Raw genomic sequence first — 19,146 nt, forward strand, 5'->3', positions numbered from 1 at the left:
GATTAAGAGGGTGAGTAAATGGATCTTTTAGATAGACTTTTGAAAAAAACCCGTTATGACCTAATGAATATTTCCTCTAATATCGTAGGTGTAGGCAAGGGATTTAAAACAATCCACGGGGAAACAACAAATAAAGGATCTGTTGTAGTATTAGTGAATAAGAAACTGCCTCCTGAGGCACTAAGCAAGCGGGAAAAAGTTCCTGCCAAAATATATGATGTGGAAACAGATGTAATTGAGGTAGGGGATATTCGTCTTTTAGGACATACGGATTACATGCGCCCGGCACCTCCTGGTGTCAGCATCGGCCACTATAAAATTACAGCAGGTACTTTTGGAGCAGTGGTGAAAGACAAAGCTACTAAAAAAACCTTGCTGCTTTCTAATAACCATGTTTTTGCCAATAGCTCTAATGGCAGAGATGGGCGCTGCAGAATTGGAGACCCTATTTATCAACCAGGTCCGTACGATGGAGGAACCAAAGACCAGTTAATTGGTTACTTAGAAAGATTTATACCTATTTCCCGAGAATACACCCAAGCTGCCTGTCCCAAAGCTGCAGCTTTAGAGAGGGTAGGCAACAAAATATTACACAGCGTTAAACCAAACTATCGAATGTCCCTGTTTAAAAAATCATCTGTTTGTAATTTAGTAGATGCGGCTGTAGCCCGGCCTATTTCTTATGATGCGATTACGCCAAAAATCTTGGATATTGGGTATGTTCGGGGTGTGAAAGAAATTAGTTTAGGAATGAAGGTTAAAAAAAGTGGGCGTTCAAGCGGCTTTAATACAGGAATGGTGAGAGTTTTATCAACTACTCTAAAGGTTTCTTTAGGAGAAAACGACAATGTTTACTTCACCGATCAGGTTATAGCCGGCCCTATGGCTAGCCCTGGAGACAGCGGCGCCTTAGTTTTAGATGAAAATAACTACGCTGTGGGATTACTCTTTGCCGGCTCAGAGTCAGCAACTATTATTAACCGCATTCAAAATGTTATGGATTTATTAAAAGTAGAATTTTAGGGTTGAAAATTTTTAATCAAAAGGTAAGCACATATTGTTTTAATATGTTTGCTTACCTTTTGTTACATCTAAAGAACTAAATTCCCCCCTGGCTGCTGCATAACTTTAAGGATGTTTTCCTCATCGCCATTAAGGGCGTTAATATAGATTAAATACTGCTCTTGTCTTAAGACGCCTTTAACTTCATATGTAAAAACTTCTTTTCCGTTTTCCAAAGGAATTATAGCCTGGCGCATACTTTCTACAACTACATTAGGATTGATTCTTGCTTTAACATCTCTTTCTGTGAGTTTCGCCTTAGGAATTTTTCTTGCGTGGTGTGCCATTAAATAGCTAAAGGATTCAAAACCTACTATTTCGCCGTTATCTAAAGCAACCTTAACTTTTAATTGGTCGGGGTAAATAACCACATTGTCTTGACAGTAAACGTAGGTAATAACTAAAGAATTATCTTGGGTAATCCTATATGTAGGAAGCATATACTGATAACCATTTTCCTTTAGAAATTGGTTTGCTTTATCCTCAGCCTCTTCCAGAGAAATTTTTTTACTGCCTATTGTCCGGTTATTAAGAACAGTAATTATATGTCCGCCTTTTTTGCTGACATCAACACTAATCAATCCCTTTGATTGATTAGGGTTTAAGATAAAGTTAAAGGCTGGAATTTTGCCATTAACTTGACTTGTTCTAATAATTCTATAATTTTGTTCCTTGGAAAAGGACAGAAACTTTTGAGCTTCTGCTGCAGCTTCTGAGGATACTAGGTTTTTTCCACTTAAACCTAATGGCTTTTTTAATTCCAGGTGATCCGAAAAGGGTCCATCATATATTAAGGTAGGCAAACCTTGAATGCGTTTTTCAATATCCACAAAATTTGCTAAATCCTTCTTGGGAGCAGCCTGGGCACTTTTGAGCCAATCAGTGTTTACGGCTGCATCTGTCCACCGAAAACCATCCTGATTAAAATTCGTTTCAATTTCATGTAAGTTTTCACTTAAACGTCCTGTTTCATCGTAAAAGTATTTCAACTTTTCATAATCCTTATTGCTTAGCTGCCTGCCATTGGCTTCTGCTCTAGCCAAAGTAAAACAATAATCTCCTAATTGATTGAGGAACTTACGGGTAGAAGCCATATTCACTTCTGTAATAGGCAACGCGGCCAATGAATTTTGGGCATCGGCAGCTCTATTCCAGATTTCTGTTAAGTAAAGAATATTGTGCTTTGGGGAACCGGAAATAAGACTTTTACCCAGTAATATTCTACTTTGCTCAACATGACTGACCAAATTGTAAAAATTATTTTGATAACCAGCTTCTAAAGCATAGGATAGCCTCTGTTTGCCGGCTCTTTCCCAGTTGCCCCAGGCAAATAAGCCAATTACAAAAAGAGTTAATAGACCAATATAAAGTAGTTTACGCATAAATGCTTCCTCCTAAATAATCTTAGATACCAAAAACATGGTTGCCAATTTGACGTATTATCTTCCGTGTCCAAATCCAACTGCTTACTTGCTTATAAGGGTTCCAAAAATATAGTGCCCCGTAGGTTGGATCCCAACCATTTAAAGCATCAATAGCTGCTTTTCTCGCTGTAGCCAAATTGGCAGTTCTCCAAATTAGCCCATTAGTTACACTTTCAAAAGCATGGGGCTGATAAATAACACCACTAATCGTATTGGGAAAAGAGGCGTTGCGTACCCGGTTTAACATTACAGCTGCTACAGCAACCTGTCCTTCATAGGGCTCACCTGTAGCTTCACCAGCTACAAGTCTCGTCAATAAGTTAACCTCATCAGCTCTTCTTACTAAGGACCATTCTCCTTGAGTAGGTAATGCTTCCTCCTCCAGGGGTTCAGGATCGGGAATAGATGATACTTCAAATTTAGCCCCCAGCAATTGTGGAATATCCTGTGGCTGTACTAGAGCCAGCTGACGCAAAGACACTACTGTTAACGCTAAAACTACCGCCAGCAAAATCCTTTTGCTAAAAATATTATTCAAGCCTATTCACCTCTAATAAATGTTAGTACTTTTTCTTCTGTTTATTTTGGTTTAGATGGCAATAAATTATTCCTTTGCTAACCTTAGTAACAGCAAAATATTATCCAACATAATATGCAATAGAGGCCTAAAGGAAAGGAGGCAAATTTATTCATGAATTTTAACGAGGATTTACTTGCCTTGCTGCAAAGTGCTCAGCCATTTTTAGGAGGAACAGGACAAAGAATTGTTGATTTAACTAATAACTTATACGAGCTGTTTAATAGCTCACCCGCTCAAAACGCTCTACAAACACTCTCTGCAATAAAAAGTACAACCAGGGCTAATGCTTTATCCTTAGGGGATAGCCTAAGAGGGGAAAATCGGCATCATCATAATCTACTAGCTCTTTTCATGCTGGTCATACTGCTCTTTCTTTCGGAAAATCCTTTAAAAAGAATTACTAAGGGTTTTTCTGTAGAGCAGCTAGAAAAAGAAGATGATGAGCAATTTGCTGAAGTGGAAAAAGAAGAGGAAGAAGACAATAAAGCAGAAGATTACGAAGAATTTACAGAACACAACGACTTCTAAGAAACCAGCCGCTAAATCATTATTAAAAGTTTAGCGGCTGGCGTAATTATTTTCTGCATCAAGGAATATATTATTCTAGGCTATTTCCGATGAAAGGGGGAGAACTTTTTGGATAAAGGGAGAGAAGATGAAGTCGATATATTTACCGGCATATTTAATTTACTGGATCGCTATCCTCATTTTACTGCTGATCACCTTTTAGGGCTACTAAGCCTCTTAACACTTTTTAACATAACAAATCTACTTAAACCTGTTACATTACGGCTGCCAAAATCCGAACTAACACAAACGATGGCTGCCAATGCTTTAGATGGCAACCTGATGCAAACTCTAACGGGACTTTTACATAACAAAAATCACGGAGGAGGAATAAATACAGGAGATATTGCCAGCTTACTTACTAAAAATCCTACCGCTTTAATGTCCTTAATGAACATGCTCAGCACTTTAAAAGAAAAAAATCCTACTAAAAATGAAAATCAAAATGTCAAAAAAATTGTTCATGAAGAAAGCAAAAGCATTGCTAACAAAGATAAAAATAATCCATAAAAGCCGTACTTTTAGTACGGCTTTTATTCTTTAATCTAAATTCATCTAATTAATTGACTAGACTAATTCCATTGACAAATTAATATAAAAAGAATGAGTATAATTAAAAAGTTGTTGCCACATCCTTTGTTTTTATTGTGCTTATGGTATTCGTGACAATTTCGCTCATGATGTCCGCACTGATCATCCTGGTCACTATAATCATGATGTCTTTGGCTTAAACCTTCCACTTCGAATCCTTCACATTCAACTTTTTCTTCTTCTATCTCTTGTTCAAAAATACCCTCCATATCGCTCATTTCCTACTCCTCCTAACCTTTATTGGACTAATATATTTTATGCAGCTCCTTATAGGAGGTAACAGCCAAATAAAACCATTACGCTAGAAAAGCCGCAAACATTAGCGGCTTTTCTATTATCCTTTAGTGCCAGAGGCACCGCAGGGGATTTTTATCCAAGTATTAACCTGTAAATTATTTGGTTCTATACCAGGGTTCTGTGCCACTATAGCTTCCACAGTTGTATTGTAACGTTGTGCTAGTTTATACAAAGTATCTCCAGGCTGAATGCGGTAATAACAGAAGCTGTGGCTTGGTTTTCCCGGTTCAGGTTTAAGTGTTCCCTCAGGAGTTGGTGTACCTGTTGGCTTAATTGGCTTTTCCTTACCTGGTTTAGGCTTTTTAGTTGGTGCAGGTGTAACTGTTGGTGTTGGTGTTGGTGTTGGCGTTGGCGTTGGCGTTGGCATTGGTGTAGGTGCTAATGTTGGTGTAGGAGTAGGTGTAGCTGTAGGTACTGGTGTTTCTGTAGGGCATGGTAATTCAGGCTCTTCTTCATTTTCTTCCAGGGTAACGTCAACTACAACTACCTCTTCTTTCGTTTCCGTAACTTTCACCTCTACATCTAAGACGGCCATTTGTTGCCAAGGGTATTCTTCCGGTGTGAAATGGCGGCCATGAAGGCATTCCTCATCATAGTTTGGCGGGCTTAAATCAATGTCTTCAATATCGCAATTTATATCAAAATTCATTCCAGGTTCAGCGTCGAATATGTCTATGGTAGTAGAAAATGGTTCTTTAACTGCTTTTCTCCAGACAGCATTGTCGCATAATCCTACATAAGAAATATGCTTGCATAAATTTCCTTGAACTGTTGCTTGACCTTGCCTTAGCCTTGATTCTTTCCTGTTAAAATTAGCCTGAGCATCAATACCTATTATTCTTTGAACCGGCTGATCAAAACAAATTTCATTCTGTACAGTTACTTTGGATCTTCCCCTACCAACTATATTTTCGCATTTCAAGATATCCCTTTCAACTTTTAGGTGAGGGCCTTCTACATCTTTAATATATTCTAAATCCAGGTCTTCTGTTACCTTTACTTTAACTTTTATTTCCGCTTCCTGGGTAGCTTCATCCTCCATGCCAGTTTTTAACTCAACTTTAGCCGATTCTACAATGGCATCAACCATTACTTCCATGGCCTCTGTAACTCCCGGCAAGTCAAAAACTACTTCCCATTCTTCATCTACACTAGTTTCAAACATTTTTTGGCTGTCTTTTTCCACATAAAAAATTTGCTTATGTAAGACACCTGCAACTTCTACCTGATCGGTCATAATCTCAGTTTCAATATCTGTAATCTTGGCTTGCACATCTTTAATCATTTCCACCTGACGGGGAAACTCTAAATCTGTGTTTAACTCAAATCTCTTTTCTCCCTGACCAGTAATATTGTGAATAGTTAATTGCCCTTTGACCACATGCATCTCTTTATTATTGGACATCATTACATCTGTTACAATATCCATTTCCGTTGTCCGAGTAGCTTTAGAATACAACTCTAAAGTAATATCCTGACTCCAAACATCAGGTTTATTATGTTTACCAGTACTTTCTTCTGCCTGTGTAACAGCATTCACCATACCTTCACAAGCAATTGTATCTTCGGGCCTAACTCCCGGCATTTCAATAGTGCAAGTGAAAGACTCTTCCATAGGCAGATCATAAACCCCACCTGCCTCGTACTCAACTCCTTCAAAGCACCCATCCATTGCAGCTACCCAGGTAATTTGTTTATACAGCTGGCCCCTTATTACTCCTGTATCATAGTCAGACTGTGCTTCCAAATTCTTAACATCAATATGTACATCTTTAATTTTTTTTACTTCTACGGGAAATTCCATTGTATTGGTTAAATTCACATGATTTGTACTATTTCTCACAACTGATTCGGCACAAACTCTTCTCTTTACAACCTCTAAGTTATCTGCCAAAGATAGCTCCTCCTCTCCCAAATGTTTCATAATAATATATGCAAAAAAAAGGGAAAAGTGCTATTTATTTTTTAATTTCAAAATTCATTTTTTATTTTTAAACTACTATGAAAAATAATACTTTATTGGTATGCTTTAACTATAGATCTTTATCAGCACAATAAACATGGGGGTGGGACAATGGGAGATGCAATTTTTAAGCAAAAAAGCGGTATTTTAGGTGTGGGAATTGCGGCACCTTGCGGGATTATTACTCCTGAACAATTAATTGGCTTAGGAACCCTGAGTAAGAAAGTAAAAAGTTTAGGAAGTAAATTAACTACTAGACAGACAATTATTTTTTTAATTAAAGAGGAAAAACTTAAGGATTTCCAGGCAGGTGTTCAAGAGCTTGGCTTACGGATTGGCTCCTTTGGTGAAGTTATTCGCAATGTAAAAAGCTGCGCAGGTGGGGAACAGTTTTGCTTACGAAGTTTAACAGACGTCTTTAAGTTAGCAACTGAACTTCAAGAAATATATATGGACCAAAAGGTGCCTCATGATTTTAAAATTTCCGTAGCAGGGTGCCAACGAGGCTGCACTGACCCGCTCTGTGCCGATTACGGCATTATTGCTACCGGGCCTGATACCTATAGTATTTATTTAGGAGGGCGAGGAGGAAGCAGGCAGCCGGAACATGGAACTTTACTCTGTTCGGAAGTTAATGTCCAGGGTGTAAAAGCTGTACTGGACTTTGTCCTGGATAAATACCGTTCTTTAGGTCAGCCCAAAGAACGAATTTGTAAAACCATTGGAAGAATAGGAATAGAACAGTTTACGCCTGATAATGAGTTCTTAAATAAATATCAACCTGAAGATAGTGATAACGATTTTCTACAATTTTTAGGAAGGTGAGAGTCAAATGTCTGCAAGTAATATAGATATCGCTAAGATTAATCAAGTTGTGCAGAAATGCTGTAAAACCACAGAAGAGTGCTCCAAATGTGCCCAGGGAAAATGTCTGATTGGTTTTGCTAAAATAGCGCTGGAATATGCTGAAAAGAAAAATGTTGTGAGCATTGCTAAAGGAGGCAGCTTAGTTCCAACGGGAGATTACAAAATTTATTACCAAGAGGATCTAATAAACGCATTAGTGGAGGTTCTAAGCCAATGCCAAGATTGTCAAGATAACCATGAAAACGATTGTATCATTAATATAATCCGCATGTCCTTAGAAACAGCCCTCCTAGGAGAAAACATTCCCTACGAAGGAAGTGCCTTTGGCTACTTAATGCAAGTATTGAAAAAGGATAGCACTATTGGGCAAAAGCTCTTGGATAAGTTCAAAAATAAATAACTTTAGTCAGATCGAGTAAGGTAAAGCCGAAGTAATTTGCTTCGGCTTTATCCTTCTCACAGAACCGTACATACAGGTCTCGTATACGGCTCCTGATAAACTCAGTCTGATTTCCCTAACCTAGAAATTGATGGTGTGGGGAGCAAAAGATAGTCTATGCTGAATTAGTTAATAAAGATGCAGCAATTTTAATATAGGATTTAAAAAGTTTAATCCACTTAATAAAACGAGAATAATAGCCACGGGGGTTATATATTTTAAGATAAGGGTAATTATCCTCAATAGTCTTATATTTTGTATTTTTCCGTTATTAGATGCTTCTTGAGCAATATTTTTAAAGCCCCATTTCCAAGCTAAAAAAACTGCCGTTGCCAAGCCAGCTAAGGGCATTAAGATATTTGAGGTAGTATAGTCAAACAAATCAAACATAGTTTTGCCAAAAAGTTTAAAATCACTTAAGACACTGAAGGATAAGGTAGCTGTGGAGCCTACAAGCATTAAAGCCCCTAATGTAAGTAAAACTGCCTTAGGACGGGAAAGCTTAAACTCTTCTGTAAAATAAGCTACAGGTACTTCGAACATTGAAGTAATGGCCGTAGTTGCGGCAATAGCGGAAAGGATAAAAAACAAAACCATAAAAACATTGCCTAATGGCATGGAGCTAAAGACAGTAGGAATAGTAATAAACAACAATGAAGCTCCTGCATCAGGTTGAAAACCAAAGGCAAATACTGCAGGGAAAATAGCTAATCCTGCTAAAATGGAAACTAGAGTATCGGAAAGAGCAACTTTTGCCGCCGTACTCACTAAGTTTTCTTTTTTGCTAATATAGCTGCCGTAGGTAACCATTGTACCAATACCAATGGAAAGCTTAAAAAAAGATAAGCCTAAAGCTGTTAGAACTACCGCCCCTGTAATTTTTGAAAAATCAGGCTGGAAAAGAAATTTTACACCTTCCCAGGCATTAGGCAAAGTCAGTGCTCTCAGATCAGATATAATTAGTAGAAAAAATAAAATGGGCATGAGAATTTTAGTGACTCGTTCAATGCCATTACTTACCCCAGCTAAGATAATACAACTAGTTACCAGCAATACCATAAACTGCCAAAATAAAGGTTCTCCCACTCCGCTGACAAATGTATTAAATACGCTGCCCGTTATCTCTGGTTTAGTGGTTGACAAAACTCTGCTGGCAGCTTTAAAAATATAAGCATATACCCAACCTGCCACATTAGAATAAAAGGCCATAATCAAGAAAGCTGAAATGCAGCCCGTCAAACCTGTCAAAAACCAGGGTGTCCTGGGAGCCAATTTTTTAAATGCTCCTACGGGATTGGCATTTGTAGTTCGTCCGATAATCAATTCACTTAACAGTAAAGGCAACCCCACAAGGATTAAGCAGATTAAATAAATGAGAATAAAAGCTGCTCCACCGTTTTGTCCCGCTAGGAAAGGGAACTTCCAAATGTTACCTAAACCAATGGCAGAGCCTAAAGTAGCAGCAATAACACCTAAGCTAGTAACAAACTTATCCCGCCCTAAATTATGTTTTCTTTTTTCAGCATTATTCTGCACCCTACTGCCCCCTTATTTAAACTTATAATATGATTATAATCCCGGCTTATTAAATTTTGTTATTTATGTACATATTTGTTATGATAATTAGTAAATTGTGCAATAGATAGGAGAACTTGTTCATGAAAGTGTTGCTAACTACTTTAAATTCTAAACATATTCATTCATCCTTATCCATCTACTATTTACAAAGCTACTGTCAAAAATTCCGAGACAATATTAGTATTCAGGAATTTACCATTAACCAAAATGAGGATAAGATACTTGCTGAACTTTATAAAGGCTCCTATGACCTTATTTGCTTTTCCTGTTATATTTGGAATATTACCAAGACCTTAGAGATAATTGAACACTTAAAAAAAGTTCAGCCCAAAGTAAAAATCCTTTTAGGAGGCCCTGAGGTTACTTATGACCCTCAAGAGATCCTTACAGAGCATCTGTCTATCGACTATATAATTTGCGGTGAAGGTGAAGAAACCTTTCAAGAGCTCCTTAATCATCTTATTCTAGGTCAAGGAAACCTAGAAGACATTAAAGGTTTGGTTTACCGTTTAGACCAAAGAATTACGGTAAACCAACCTAGGCCTTTAATCCAACAGCTAGATAAAATACCTTTTCCCTACCTAGAGAACATGGATAGCTTAACCAATAAAATCATTTATTATGAAAGTTCTAGAGGCTGCCCCCATAGTTGCACCTACTGCCTATCTTCAACAATTAAAGGAGTAAGATTTTTTTCCTTACCTAGGATAAAAAAAGATTTGCAATTTTTCTTAGACGCCCGTGTTCAGCAAGTCAAATTTGTTGACCGGACTTTTAATGTTAAAAAAAGTCATTGTTTAGAAATTTGGCAGTTCATTGCCGCCCATGATAACGGATATACAAATTTTCATTTTGAAATTACTGGTGATTTATTAGATGAAGAAGAACTCAATTTTTTAAGCAAAGTTCGACCTGGTTTATTTCAATTTGAGATTGGAGTCCAATCAACTTGTGAGGAAACTATGGAAGCTATTAACCGTCAAGTTGATTTACAAAAGTTAAGTAAAAGCATTAAGCGGCTTTTAGCTACCCCTAATATCCATTTACATTTGGATTTAATTGCCGGATTACCTAAGGAAGGCTATACTACATTTCAGACATCTTTTAATCAAGTATATGCTCTACAGCCCCACAATTTACAATTAGGTTTTTTAAAGCTTTTAAAAGGGTCTGCCATCAGGGAACAACAACAGCTCTACAACTATTTATATAAAAGTACTCCTCCTTACGAAGTACTACAAAACAAGTTTATTAGCTATAAAGAAATTTTAGCATTAAAAAACATTGAGGAACTTCTGGAACTTTACTTTAATTCAGGAAGTTTTCAATTTTCCTTAGAATTTATTTGTACTAACTTTTATCAAAGTTCATTTAGATTCTATGAAGATCTAAGCAATTACTGGGAACATAATGGGCTTTATTCTTTAGCTCATAGCCAAAAAGAACTGTATAAAATACTTTTAACTTTCTATCAAAACATGGAACTTCCCCATGTCCATGTCTTTATAGAAGTTTTAAAGTTAGATTATCTTTGCCATGTAAAAAGCATTGTTCCCGATTTTTTGCATGGGGTAGATGACCCTCATTTTAAAAATAAATGTTACGAATTTTTACGAGTTCCTGAACACATTCAGCACTATCTACCCCACTACAGCTCTCTCTCGGCCAAACAGATTGCTAAAAAGGTTCACTTTGAGCACTTTAACTATAATGTACAAAAGATTATTAAAAACCCTGGCGGCAAAAACTATACCCCAGACAAAGTTACTCTGCTATTTGATTATGGTCATCCCAGTAAGCATTTTAAGCGAAGTCCTTTTATCTTAGTACCTGTGAACATCGAGTAAGATAAAGCCGAAGCAATTTGCTTCGGCTTTATCCTTCTTACAGGACCGTACGTACGGGCCTCGTATACGGCTCCTGATAAACCCTCAGCCACTTCTCGCAGAAGCGAGACAAAACGGCGACATTGTATGTTTCCAAATCAATTAACCCTATTCCTTAAACCACTTGTTTGGTAAGTCCATACTTTTTAATGGGCTTGCGGAGTTACGCCGGGTTGTCATAGATATTTTCTCAAACTGACCTTTATATCCTCGCCTATGCAATGTCTTGTGCAAACATGCCGGGCAAACTAAAGAAGGAGCAGGTATTTACCTGCTCCTCCTCTTTAGTTTGCTGTTGGTGTTGTAGTTGGTGTAACTTGAGGCGGTGGACAGGTGTTACAATTATCAGGATTAAATACTTCATCTTCTTCACAGAATGAAGGACATTCTGTTGGATTAGTAAATGGCGGACAGAAGGGGCTTTCGGTTGTGGGTGCTGGCTGACAAACATCAATTGAACATACTGGTGCACATACAACTTGTAAAGCATGTTCAAAGGCCCTAAAAATCTTTTCCACAACAACTCTAAAACGAAATTCGCAGCGGGGACAAATATTGGCATCTATATCGTCTGGTTCTAAAGCAGCTTCAATAACTTCTAAGCGGGTATTAAAAACGCAAACCCGGCGTGGCAATGGACCATCCTCACAAAAGATATCAAAGCACTCATTTACATCTCCTAGAGGAACTTGAACTGTAAAAGCTGCGTCTTTACGTGTTGCAACGCCAACTCTTCTTTGATTATCAAAGCGGAAAAATACATCAATATCATAAGTTCCTGTGATTTGGGCACAGCTATCAGAAGGTGTTACTGAAGTAATTGTTAAACCGCTGACAACTGCATCGAAGGGGCAAGCATCTGCTGGGAGACAATTTCCTGCGGAATCTTTGCAAATATAATGGGTATCGTGGAAGCATTTTTCACCAAAACGACATACTACTTCCCTTAATTCTGGACGACATTCCAATTCAATAGGTTGATTTTGCCGGTAACTCAAAGTTATTCCTCCCTATAAAAAGTATTATTTTTTAGGTGGTTTTAACTTCCACCTGATACATAATATGTGGATGCAGCTTTTTTGACATAGATATATATATTCTTTTCAATATTTTTTTGGTATTTTATTTATAAATACAAGCCATGTATTAGGCAATAAAAAAATAGCCCCCAAGTATAGGAGGCTTACGCATATTGGACAGTTGAGTTATTTAGATTTTAAGCTTCACAATCATATTTTTCTCTTTCTTCCCGTTTAATTTCAGCTCCAATCTTCTGAAGCTTACCAACGATGTCGTCGTAGCCACGGTCAATATGGTGAATACAGCCTATCTCTGTCTCTCCCTCTGCCATTAAACCTGCAATAATTAAAGCCGCCCCAGCTCTTAGATCTGTAGCTTTGACAGGTGCCCCGGTTAAATGTTTAACTCCTTTAACGATGGCGCTATGCCCTTCAATAATAATTTTGGCACCCATTCGCTTAAATTCATCTACATGCATAAAGCGGTTTTCAAATACAGTTTCACTAATTACGCTAGTTCCTTTAGCCGTAGTGAGCATGGCCATAACTTGTGCTTGCATATCCGTCGGGAACCCGGGGTAAGGTAATGTTTTAATATCTACTGCCTTAGTTTCCCCTTTAGCCTTAACTCGAATGCCGTTATACTCTTCAGTAATTTCTACTCCTGCTTCAACTAATTTTGCCACAACAGGTTTTAAGTGATCTATAATTACGTTTTCAATTACCAGTTCACTGCCGGTAGCTGCCGCTAAGACCATATATGTCCCAGCTTCAATGCGGTCTGGAATAACGGAGTGACTCACACCCTTCAGCTGCTTCACTCCCTCAATTTTGATAATATTTGTACCGGCTCCGGAAACATGCGCTCCCATACTATTTAAAAAATTAGCCAAATCAACAATTTCCGGCTCCTCGGCTGCGTTTTCAATGATAGTTATTCCTTCGGCTAAAACCCCAGCCATCATAATATTTTCCGTTGCACCTACGCTGGGGAAATCTAGGTATACTTTTGCTCCCTTTAATTTACTTGCTCTTGCCTCTACTACGCCGTGCCTAATAATTATTTCGGCTCCTAAAGCGGCAAAACCCTTTAGGTGCAAATCAATGGGTCTAGTTCCAATGGCACATCCCCCAGGTAAAGCTATTTTTGCTTGGCCATAGCGCGCTAAAAGAGGACCCATTATTAAAAATGAAGCCCTCATTTTGTTAACCAATTCATGAACTGCTTCCTGTTGCTTGACTTCGGAGGCATTAATAGTAACTTTGTTTTTTTCTATATGATCAATCTTCGCACCTAAAAGTTCTAATACCTGATAGCTTGTTTTCACATCAGCAAGATGCGGAACTTCCTGTAAGGTGCATTGGCTTTCTGCTAAAAGCGTTCCGGCAATGATTGGTAGTACTGCGTTTTTAGCACCGCTGACGCTAATGGTTCCCTGTAATTTTTTGCCTCCTGTTACGACGATCTTCTCCAACTAGTCTTGCCCCCCTGTTTTTATACATTCACAATCTTCCATTGCTTTTTCCCTGTTATTGTCAATTAAGATTTAACCCCTAATATTCTCCATTTAAAAGTGGGGAACCTAAAAGCACATAAGTTTTGCGCTCCACTTCATTATAACTCACTGCAGCATTTAAGTTTAGCTTGTAATCTTTGACTTTTACATTTTCTTTAATTTTTCGGCTATATCCGCTAAAGCTTACCAAATTTTGGTTGGATATCCCCTCGATTTTTTTAGCTTGTGCTTCGGCAAACATTTTAGCGATTAGAGCTTCTTTTTGGTGCTGCGTTAGTTTTTGTTCAATAGTACCAGTAAGATAAGTTGAAATATTAGGCCTAGCGTGTAAATCAGCAAATATCTTTTCTAGCTTCCTTTTCCAATTAGTTATGTTCTTGTCTTTTCCTTTTTCCGTTAAACTTAACAGCAAATAGGTTGTAACTTTCCCTTTTAAATCCTTACTAGACTGAATTATACCGTAAAAGCTAATATCTTGACCAGAGCTGCCTTCCAAAGTAAATCCTTGGACTCTCGGTCCACTTGTTGTGGTGCAGGTCAGAACAGCGTCAGGTACGAGCTGAGTTGCCGCATCTTTCAACGTAGGAAGGAGTTCGTCCTGGTCTACCTTAGTGCTTTTAAGCTGAGCCCACCCTTGGATGCTAGCCTCTTTTAAATTTGCATGAGATGCATCGAAAGCACATATGACAGGATCTCTCTTAGCTTTAACTATGTCTAAATTAGGTAATGCAATGAAGCAGTATGCCCCACAAACTATAATAAGGCCTATAACTAGGAATAACTTTTTAAGCACTAGAATCCCCCCATCTTTACATCACACTATCCTATAAAACTATTTTTACCAACTATTCATCGGATAATCATGTTGACTCAAAAATGGGTTTTAAAAAGCCTAGCGATTAATTATCGCTAGGCTAGCATAACAAAAAGCCTGCGGAATATCCGCAGACTTTTTGTCCTTAGGTCAATTGCTGAAAAAGCAATTTACTTTCTTAGTGTTCTACTTCTTTTATAGTTTTCCTGCAAGTAATCTGTGGAATGAGTGGAAATATTACTCTGCAGCTTTAATTCTACTTACAGCTCTACGCAGAGCTAATTCAGCACGCCTAATATCCAATCCGTCTGGACGTTCTTTTAAACGTCTTTCCGCTCTATCCTTGGCTCTTCGTGCTCTATCCATATCAATCTCATCACTATTTTCAGCCGTATCCGCTAAGATCGTTACTTTATTGGCAAAGACCTCCATAAATCCACCGCTTACAGCAATTTTGGAGTTTTGCCCGCCAGTGGTGTATTCTAAAACACCAGGTTCTAAGCTTGTAATCAAAGGAGCATGGTTAGGTAAGACACCTAAACAACCTTGACTGGCAGGAACAGATTTAATTTCGTCTACTTCCTCCCTTAAGACCAGGCGTTCAGGCGTTACTATTTCCATGACAATCTTATCTGCCATTGTCATCACGCCCTTAAGCTAATTCTTTCGCTGCGGCAACAGCCTCGTCAATCGTACCAACCATCAAGAAGGCTTGTTCAGGTAAATTATCGTGTTTACCCTCAAGAATTTCTTTGAAACCACGAATGGTTTCTTTTAATGGAACGTATTTCCCAGGCATAGATGTAAATGCCTCCGCAACGTGGAATGGTTGTGATAAGAAACGTTGAATTTTTCTAGCCCTTGATACAACTAATTTATCCTCTTCTGATAACTCGTCCATACCAAGAATCGCAATAATATCTTGTAGTTCTTTATAACGTTGTAGAACCTGTTGTACACCACGAGCTACTTGATAATGTTCATCTCCAAGAATTCTAGGATCAAGAATTCTTGATGTAGAGTCAAGCGGGTCCACTGCAGGGTAAATACCCAACTCAACAATTTGTCTAGATAATACAGTAGTTGCGTCTAAGTGCGCAAATGCTGTAGCAGGTGCAGGGTCAGTCAAGTCATCAGCAGGTACATAAATAGCTTGAACTGAGGTAATGGAACCCTTCTTGGTAGATGTAATCCGTTCTTGTAAGGCACCCATTTCTGTTGCTAAGGTCGGCTGATAACCAACGGCGGAAGGCATCCGGCCTAACAATGCGGATACTTCAGAACCAGCCTGAGTGAAACGGAAGATGTTGTCAATAAAGAGTAAAACGTCTTGCCCTTGGGCATCACGGAACTCTTCAGCAATTGTTAGCCCCGTTAAACCAACTCTCATCCTAGCTCCAGGAGGCTCATTCATTTGTCCGAATACCATTGCTGTTTTATTAATAACCCCAGACTCATTCATTTCTTGATAGAGGTCATTACCTTCACGAGTACGCTCACCAACACCAGCAAATACAGAATAGCCGCCATGCTCGTAAGCAATGTTTCTAATAAGCTCCATAATTAAAACGGTTTTACCAACACCAGCACCACCGAAAAGACCAACCTTACCACCTTTTGCGTAAGGTGCCAGTAAATCAACGACCTTAATGCCAGTTTCTAAAATTTCTGTTGAAGGCTCTAATTCTTCAAAGGTTGGAGCCGGCCTATGAATAGGCAGTTTGTTTTCTGTTTCAATAGGTCCTTTACCATCAATAGGTTCGCCAATAACGTTGAACATTCTACCTAAGGTAGCATCACCAACAGGTACGGAAATTGGCTCTCCAGTATCAACAGCAATCATTCCTCTTTGCAACCCGTCTGTTGAAGACAAAGCAACGCAGCGAACAGTATTATTACCTAGCTGTTGCATAGCCTCCATAGTAATATTTATCTCTTGTTCTGTTTTTTCTTTTTGGTCTGCACTGCGAATTTTAACAGCGTTATATATCTCCGGCAATTGTTCATCAAACTGCACGTCAACTACCGGACCAATAACCGAGATGATACGTCCTTTGTTCACCTAGTATCACTCCTTTACTATGCTATTCCTTTATTTAGTCCAAAGCTGCCGCGCCACTTACTATTTCAGTAATTTCCCTGGTGATGGCTGCCTGACGTGCTCTGTTAAATGTTAAGGTTAGTTTTTGAATCATTTCACCGGCATTATTAGTAGCCGCATCCATTGCCGTCATCCGGGCACCTTGTTCACTAGCTTTCGACTCAAGTAGAGCCTTATAGATTAAAGTCTCTAAATAGCGTGGCAAAAGTGTATCCAGTACTGCTGCAGCAGATGGTTCATAAATATACTCGGCTTGATAGGTGTTACTATTTTCTTCAGATTTCTGTTCCACATCTGCGCCGGCTATAGGAAGCAGCACTTCATCCAAAGGTTGTTGTTTAATAGCGGAATAAAACTTAGTATATACTAAATGTAATTCCGAAATTTTGCCGGATAAGTATATCTCAGCAACCTCTTTAGCCAGCTCTCTTGCTTGAATATAGTTAGGCTCATCCCCAATATCCACATATTCACGGATAATATTGTACCCTCTTCTACGCAGATAATCTAAGCTCTTCTTGCCTACTGCAATAATCTCACACTGGTCTTTACGATCACTATTGCTAGCGTCTACCATTCTGAGGATATTGGCATTATAACCGCCGCAGGAACCTCGGTCTGCAGTAATGACAAGATAACCTACTTTATTAGAATCCTTCTTTTCCAATAATGGGTGGCTATAGCCTTCGCTGGCGTTCACCAATCTACCAAGGACTTCTTGTAGTTTAGAAGAATAAGGTCTTGCTTCGACAACTTTGACTTGTGACCTGCGCAGTTTCGAAGCAGCAACCATTTTCATTGCTTTTGTAATTTTTTGGGTGCTTTGAATACTTCTAATCCGCCGCTTAATATCCCGCATTCCTGGCATAGATTATTCACCCCTTTCGGCCTTGACTTAGTCTGTCTATGACCTTATGACGAGCTAGAAGTATTAATTAGGAAAATGATTTTTTGAAATTCACAATTTCAGTTTTAAGTTGTTCAGCCAAACTATCAGAAATTTTTCCGCTGGAAACAATTTCATTTAGAATTTCTGCCTTACTGTTGCGTAAATAATTTAAAAACTCACTTTCAAATTTTAATACTTTCTCAACAGCAACATCATCAAGGTAGCCGTTAGAAGCAACGAAAATAATTGCAACTTGCTCTTCTACAGGCATTGGTTGATATTGACCTTGTTTTAAAATTTCTACGATTCTTTCCCCACGAGTCAATCTAGCTTGAGTTGCTTTATCCAAGTCAGAACCAAACTGAGCAAATGCAGCCAATTCACGATATTGAGCCAAATCCATTCTTAAACGACCTGCAACTTGCTTCATAGCTTTAATCTGAGCGGCACCACCAACCCTGGATACGGAAATACCTGGGTTAATAGCAGGCCTTACACCAGCATAGAACAAATCAGACTCAAGGAAAATCTGTCCGTCTGTAATTGAAATAACGTTAGTAGGAATATAAGCAGAAACGTCACCTGCTTGGGTTTCAATAACAGGCAGTGCCGTTAAGGAACCTCCCCCTAAATCATCACTAAGTTTAGCTGCCCTTTCCAGCAAACGAGAATGCAAGTAGAATACGTCGCCAGGGAATGCTTCACGCCCGGGAGGACGTCTCAAAAGCAGAGAAAGTTCCCTGTAAGCAGCAGCTTGTTTTGATAAATCATCATAGATAATTAAAACATCTTTACCATCGTACATGAATTCTTCGCCCATAGCACAGCCAGAATATGGGGCAATGTAAAGCATTGGAGCCGGTTCACTGGCTGCAGCGGATACAACAATTGTGTACTTCATTGCATCATGGTCTTCCAGGCTTTTCACAACGCCAGCAACTGTAGATGCCTTTTGACCAATGGCAACATAGATGCAAATTACGTCTTTGCCTTTTTGGTTAATAATTGTGTCTACAGCCAAAGCAGTTTTGCCTGTCTGACGGTCACCAATAATCAATTCCCTTTGGCCTTTACCGATAGGCACAAGAGAGTCAATAGCTTTTAAACCAGTTTGTAATGGTTGATAAACAGATCTACGATTAATTACACCAGGAGCCGGAGCTTCAATAGGTCTAAACTTTTTAGCCTTAATTGGGCCTTTACCATCAACAGGCTGTCCCAAGGCATTAACAACCCTGCCAATCATTTCCTCACCTACTGGAACTTCAACAATTCTACCAGTACGTTTTACTTCGTCTCCTTCTTTAATTCCGGTATAAGGACCGAGGATAACGCAACCGATATTTTCTTCTTCCAGGTTTAAAGCCATTCCTAGAATTCCACCTGGGAATTCTAGCATTTCACCTGCCATAGCTTTTTCTAAACCATAAACCCTGGCAATACCGTCACCAACCTGGATTACTGTACCTACCTCAGAAACTTCAACCTCTGTCCCGAAATTAGCTATCTTGCTTTTTAAGATCGAGCTGATTTCATCCGGCCTTAAATTCAT

18 protein-coding genes are annotated in these 19,146 nt (G+C 38.7%); 6 read left to right on the plus strand and 12 right to left on the minus strand.

Translation table 11 applies throughout. The features are described from left to right. Positions 1-18: 18 nt before the first annotated feature. Positions 19-1,023 carry a hypothetical protein gene (locus tag RDV78_07445; protein MDS1030316.1) on the plus strand — a complete coding sequence of 335 codons (1,005 nt, stop codon included), beginning with the start codon at positions 19-21 and terminating at the stop codon, positions 1,021-1,023. Positions 1,024-1,091: 68 nt separating this feature from the next. On the opposite strand, the gene ypeB is transcribed toward RDV78_07445, so the two are convergent. Further along, on the minus strand, positions 1,092-2,444 hold the full coding sequence (ypeB, locus tag RDV78_07450; GenBank protein ID MDS1030317.1) for a germination protein YpeB: 1,353 nt from the start codon (positions 2,442-2,444) through the stop codon (positions 1,092-1,094). Between the two features lie 22 nt (positions 2,445-2,466). Beyond that, entirely contained in the window at positions 2,467-3,024 is a 558-nt protein-coding gene (locus RDV78_07455; protein MDS1030318.1) for a cell wall hydrolase, read from the minus strand. Between the two features lie 153 nt (positions 3,025-3,177). Between RDV78_07455 and RDV78_07460 the strand changes: the two genes are divergently transcribed. After that, the gene (locus RDV78_07460; protein ID MDS1030319.1) at positions 3,178-3,594 is read left to right on the plus strand and encodes a hypothetical protein; all 417 of its coding nucleotides are present in this window, start codon (positions 3,178-3,180) and stop codon (positions 3,592-3,594) included. A gap of 108 nt (positions 3,595-3,702) precedes the next feature. Further along, positions 3,703-4,143 carry a hypothetical protein gene (locus RDV78_07465; GenBank protein MDS1030320.1) on the plus strand — a complete coding sequence of 147 codons (441 nt, stop codon included), beginning with the start codon at positions 3,703-3,705 and terminating at the stop codon, positions 4,141-4,143. Between the two features lie 62 nt (positions 4,144-4,205). Here RDV78_07465 and RDV78_07470 read toward each other — a convergent pair whose 3' ends face one another. Beyond that, on the minus strand, positions 4,206-4,442 hold the full coding sequence (locus RDV78_07470; protein MDS1030321.1) for a hypothetical protein: 237 nt from the start codon (positions 4,440-4,442) through the stop codon (positions 4,206-4,208). A gap of 116 nt (positions 4,443-4,558) precedes the next feature. Continuing rightward, positions 4,559-6,415, minus strand: coding sequence for a DUF3794 domain-containing protein (locus RDV78_07475; protein ID MDS1030322.1), 1,857 nt, complete (start codon positions 6,413-6,415; stop codon positions 4,559-4,561). 180 nt (positions 6,416-6,595) lie between these two features. Here RDV78_07475 and RDV78_07480 point away from each other — a divergent pair, with 180 nt between their 5' ends. Together RDV78_07480 and RDV78_07485 are read left to right on the plus strand one after the other, a co-directional pair. Further along, complete coding sequence (locus RDV78_07480) at positions 6,596-7,309, plus strand: nitrite reductase (GenBank protein ID MDS1030323.1); 714 nt, start codon at positions 6,596-6,598, stop codon at positions 7,307-7,309. A gap of 7 nt (positions 7,310-7,316) precedes the next feature. Continuing rightward, positions 7,317-7,751, plus strand: a complete 435-nt coding sequence (locus tag RDV78_07485) for a hypothetical protein (GenBank protein MDS1030324.1) — start codon at positions 7,317-7,319, stop codon at positions 7,749-7,751. A 168-nt stretch (positions 7,752-7,919) separates the two neighbouring features. Here RDV78_07485 and RDV78_07490 read toward each other — a convergent pair whose 3' ends face one another. Beyond that, on the minus strand, positions 7,920-9,326 hold the full coding sequence (locus RDV78_07490; GenBank protein ID MDS1030325.1) for a sodium-dependent transporter: 1,407 nt from the start codon (positions 9,324-9,326) through the stop codon (positions 7,920-7,922). Positions 9,327-9,448: 122 nt separating this feature from the next. On the opposite strand from RDV78_07490, the gene RDV78_07495 reads away from it, so the two are divergent. Further along, a complete protein-coding gene (locus RDV78_07495) occupies positions 9,449-11,215 on the plus strand; it encodes a B12-binding domain-containing radical SAM protein (protein ID MDS1030326.1) in 1,767 nt (588 codons plus the stop codon). A gap of 323 nt (positions 11,216-11,538) precedes the next feature. On the opposite strand, the gene RDV78_07500 is transcribed toward RDV78_07495, so the two are convergent. The 7 genes from RDV78_07500 to atpA form a co-directional block, all read right to left on the minus strand. Further along, positions 11,539-12,252 carry a hypothetical protein gene (locus RDV78_07500; GenBank protein ID MDS1030327.1) on the minus strand — a complete coding sequence of 238 codons (714 nt, stop codon included), beginning with the start codon at positions 12,250-12,252 and terminating at the stop codon, positions 11,539-11,541. A 218-nt stretch (positions 12,253-12,470) separates the two neighbouring features. Next, positions 12,471-13,748, minus strand: a complete 1,278-nt coding sequence (gene murA, locus RDV78_07505; protein MDS1030328.1) for a UDP-N-acetylglucosamine 1-carboxyvinyltransferase — start codon at positions 13,746-13,748, stop codon at positions 12,471-12,473. Positions 13,749-13,827: 79 nt separating this feature from the next. After that, entirely contained in the window at positions 13,828-14,583 is a 756-nt protein-coding gene (locus tag RDV78_07510) for a YwmB family TATA-box binding protein (protein MDS1030329.1), read from the minus strand. 258 nt (positions 14,584-14,841) lie between these two features. After that, positions 14,842-15,243, minus strand: a complete 402-nt coding sequence (locus RDV78_07515) for a F0F1 ATP synthase subunit epsilon (protein ID MDS1030330.1) — start codon at positions 15,241-15,243, stop codon at positions 14,842-14,844. Positions 15,244-15,256: 13 nt separating this feature from the next. Further along, positions 15,257-16,666, minus strand: coding sequence for a F0F1 ATP synthase subunit beta (atpD, locus tag RDV78_07520; protein MDS1030331.1), 1,410 nt, complete (start codon positions 16,664-16,666; stop codon positions 15,257-15,259). 34 nt (positions 16,667-16,700) lie between these two features. Beyond that, entirely contained in the window at positions 16,701-17,573 is an 873-nt protein-coding gene (gene atpG, locus RDV78_07525) for an ATP synthase F1 subunit gamma (GenBank protein MDS1030332.1), read from the minus strand. Positions 17,574-17,640: 67 nt separating this feature from the next. Beyond that, positions 17,641-19,146 carry a F0F1 ATP synthase subunit alpha gene (gene atpA, locus RDV78_07530; GenBank protein MDS1030333.1) on the minus strand — a complete coding sequence of 502 codons (1,506 nt, stop codon included), beginning with the start codon at positions 19,144-19,146 and terminating at the stop codon, positions 17,641-17,643.

This window comes from Bacillota bacterium LX-D (genome assembly GCA_031628995.1).
GTDB lineage: Bacteria > Bacillota > DUOV01 > DUOV01 > Zhaonellaceae > JAVLUO01.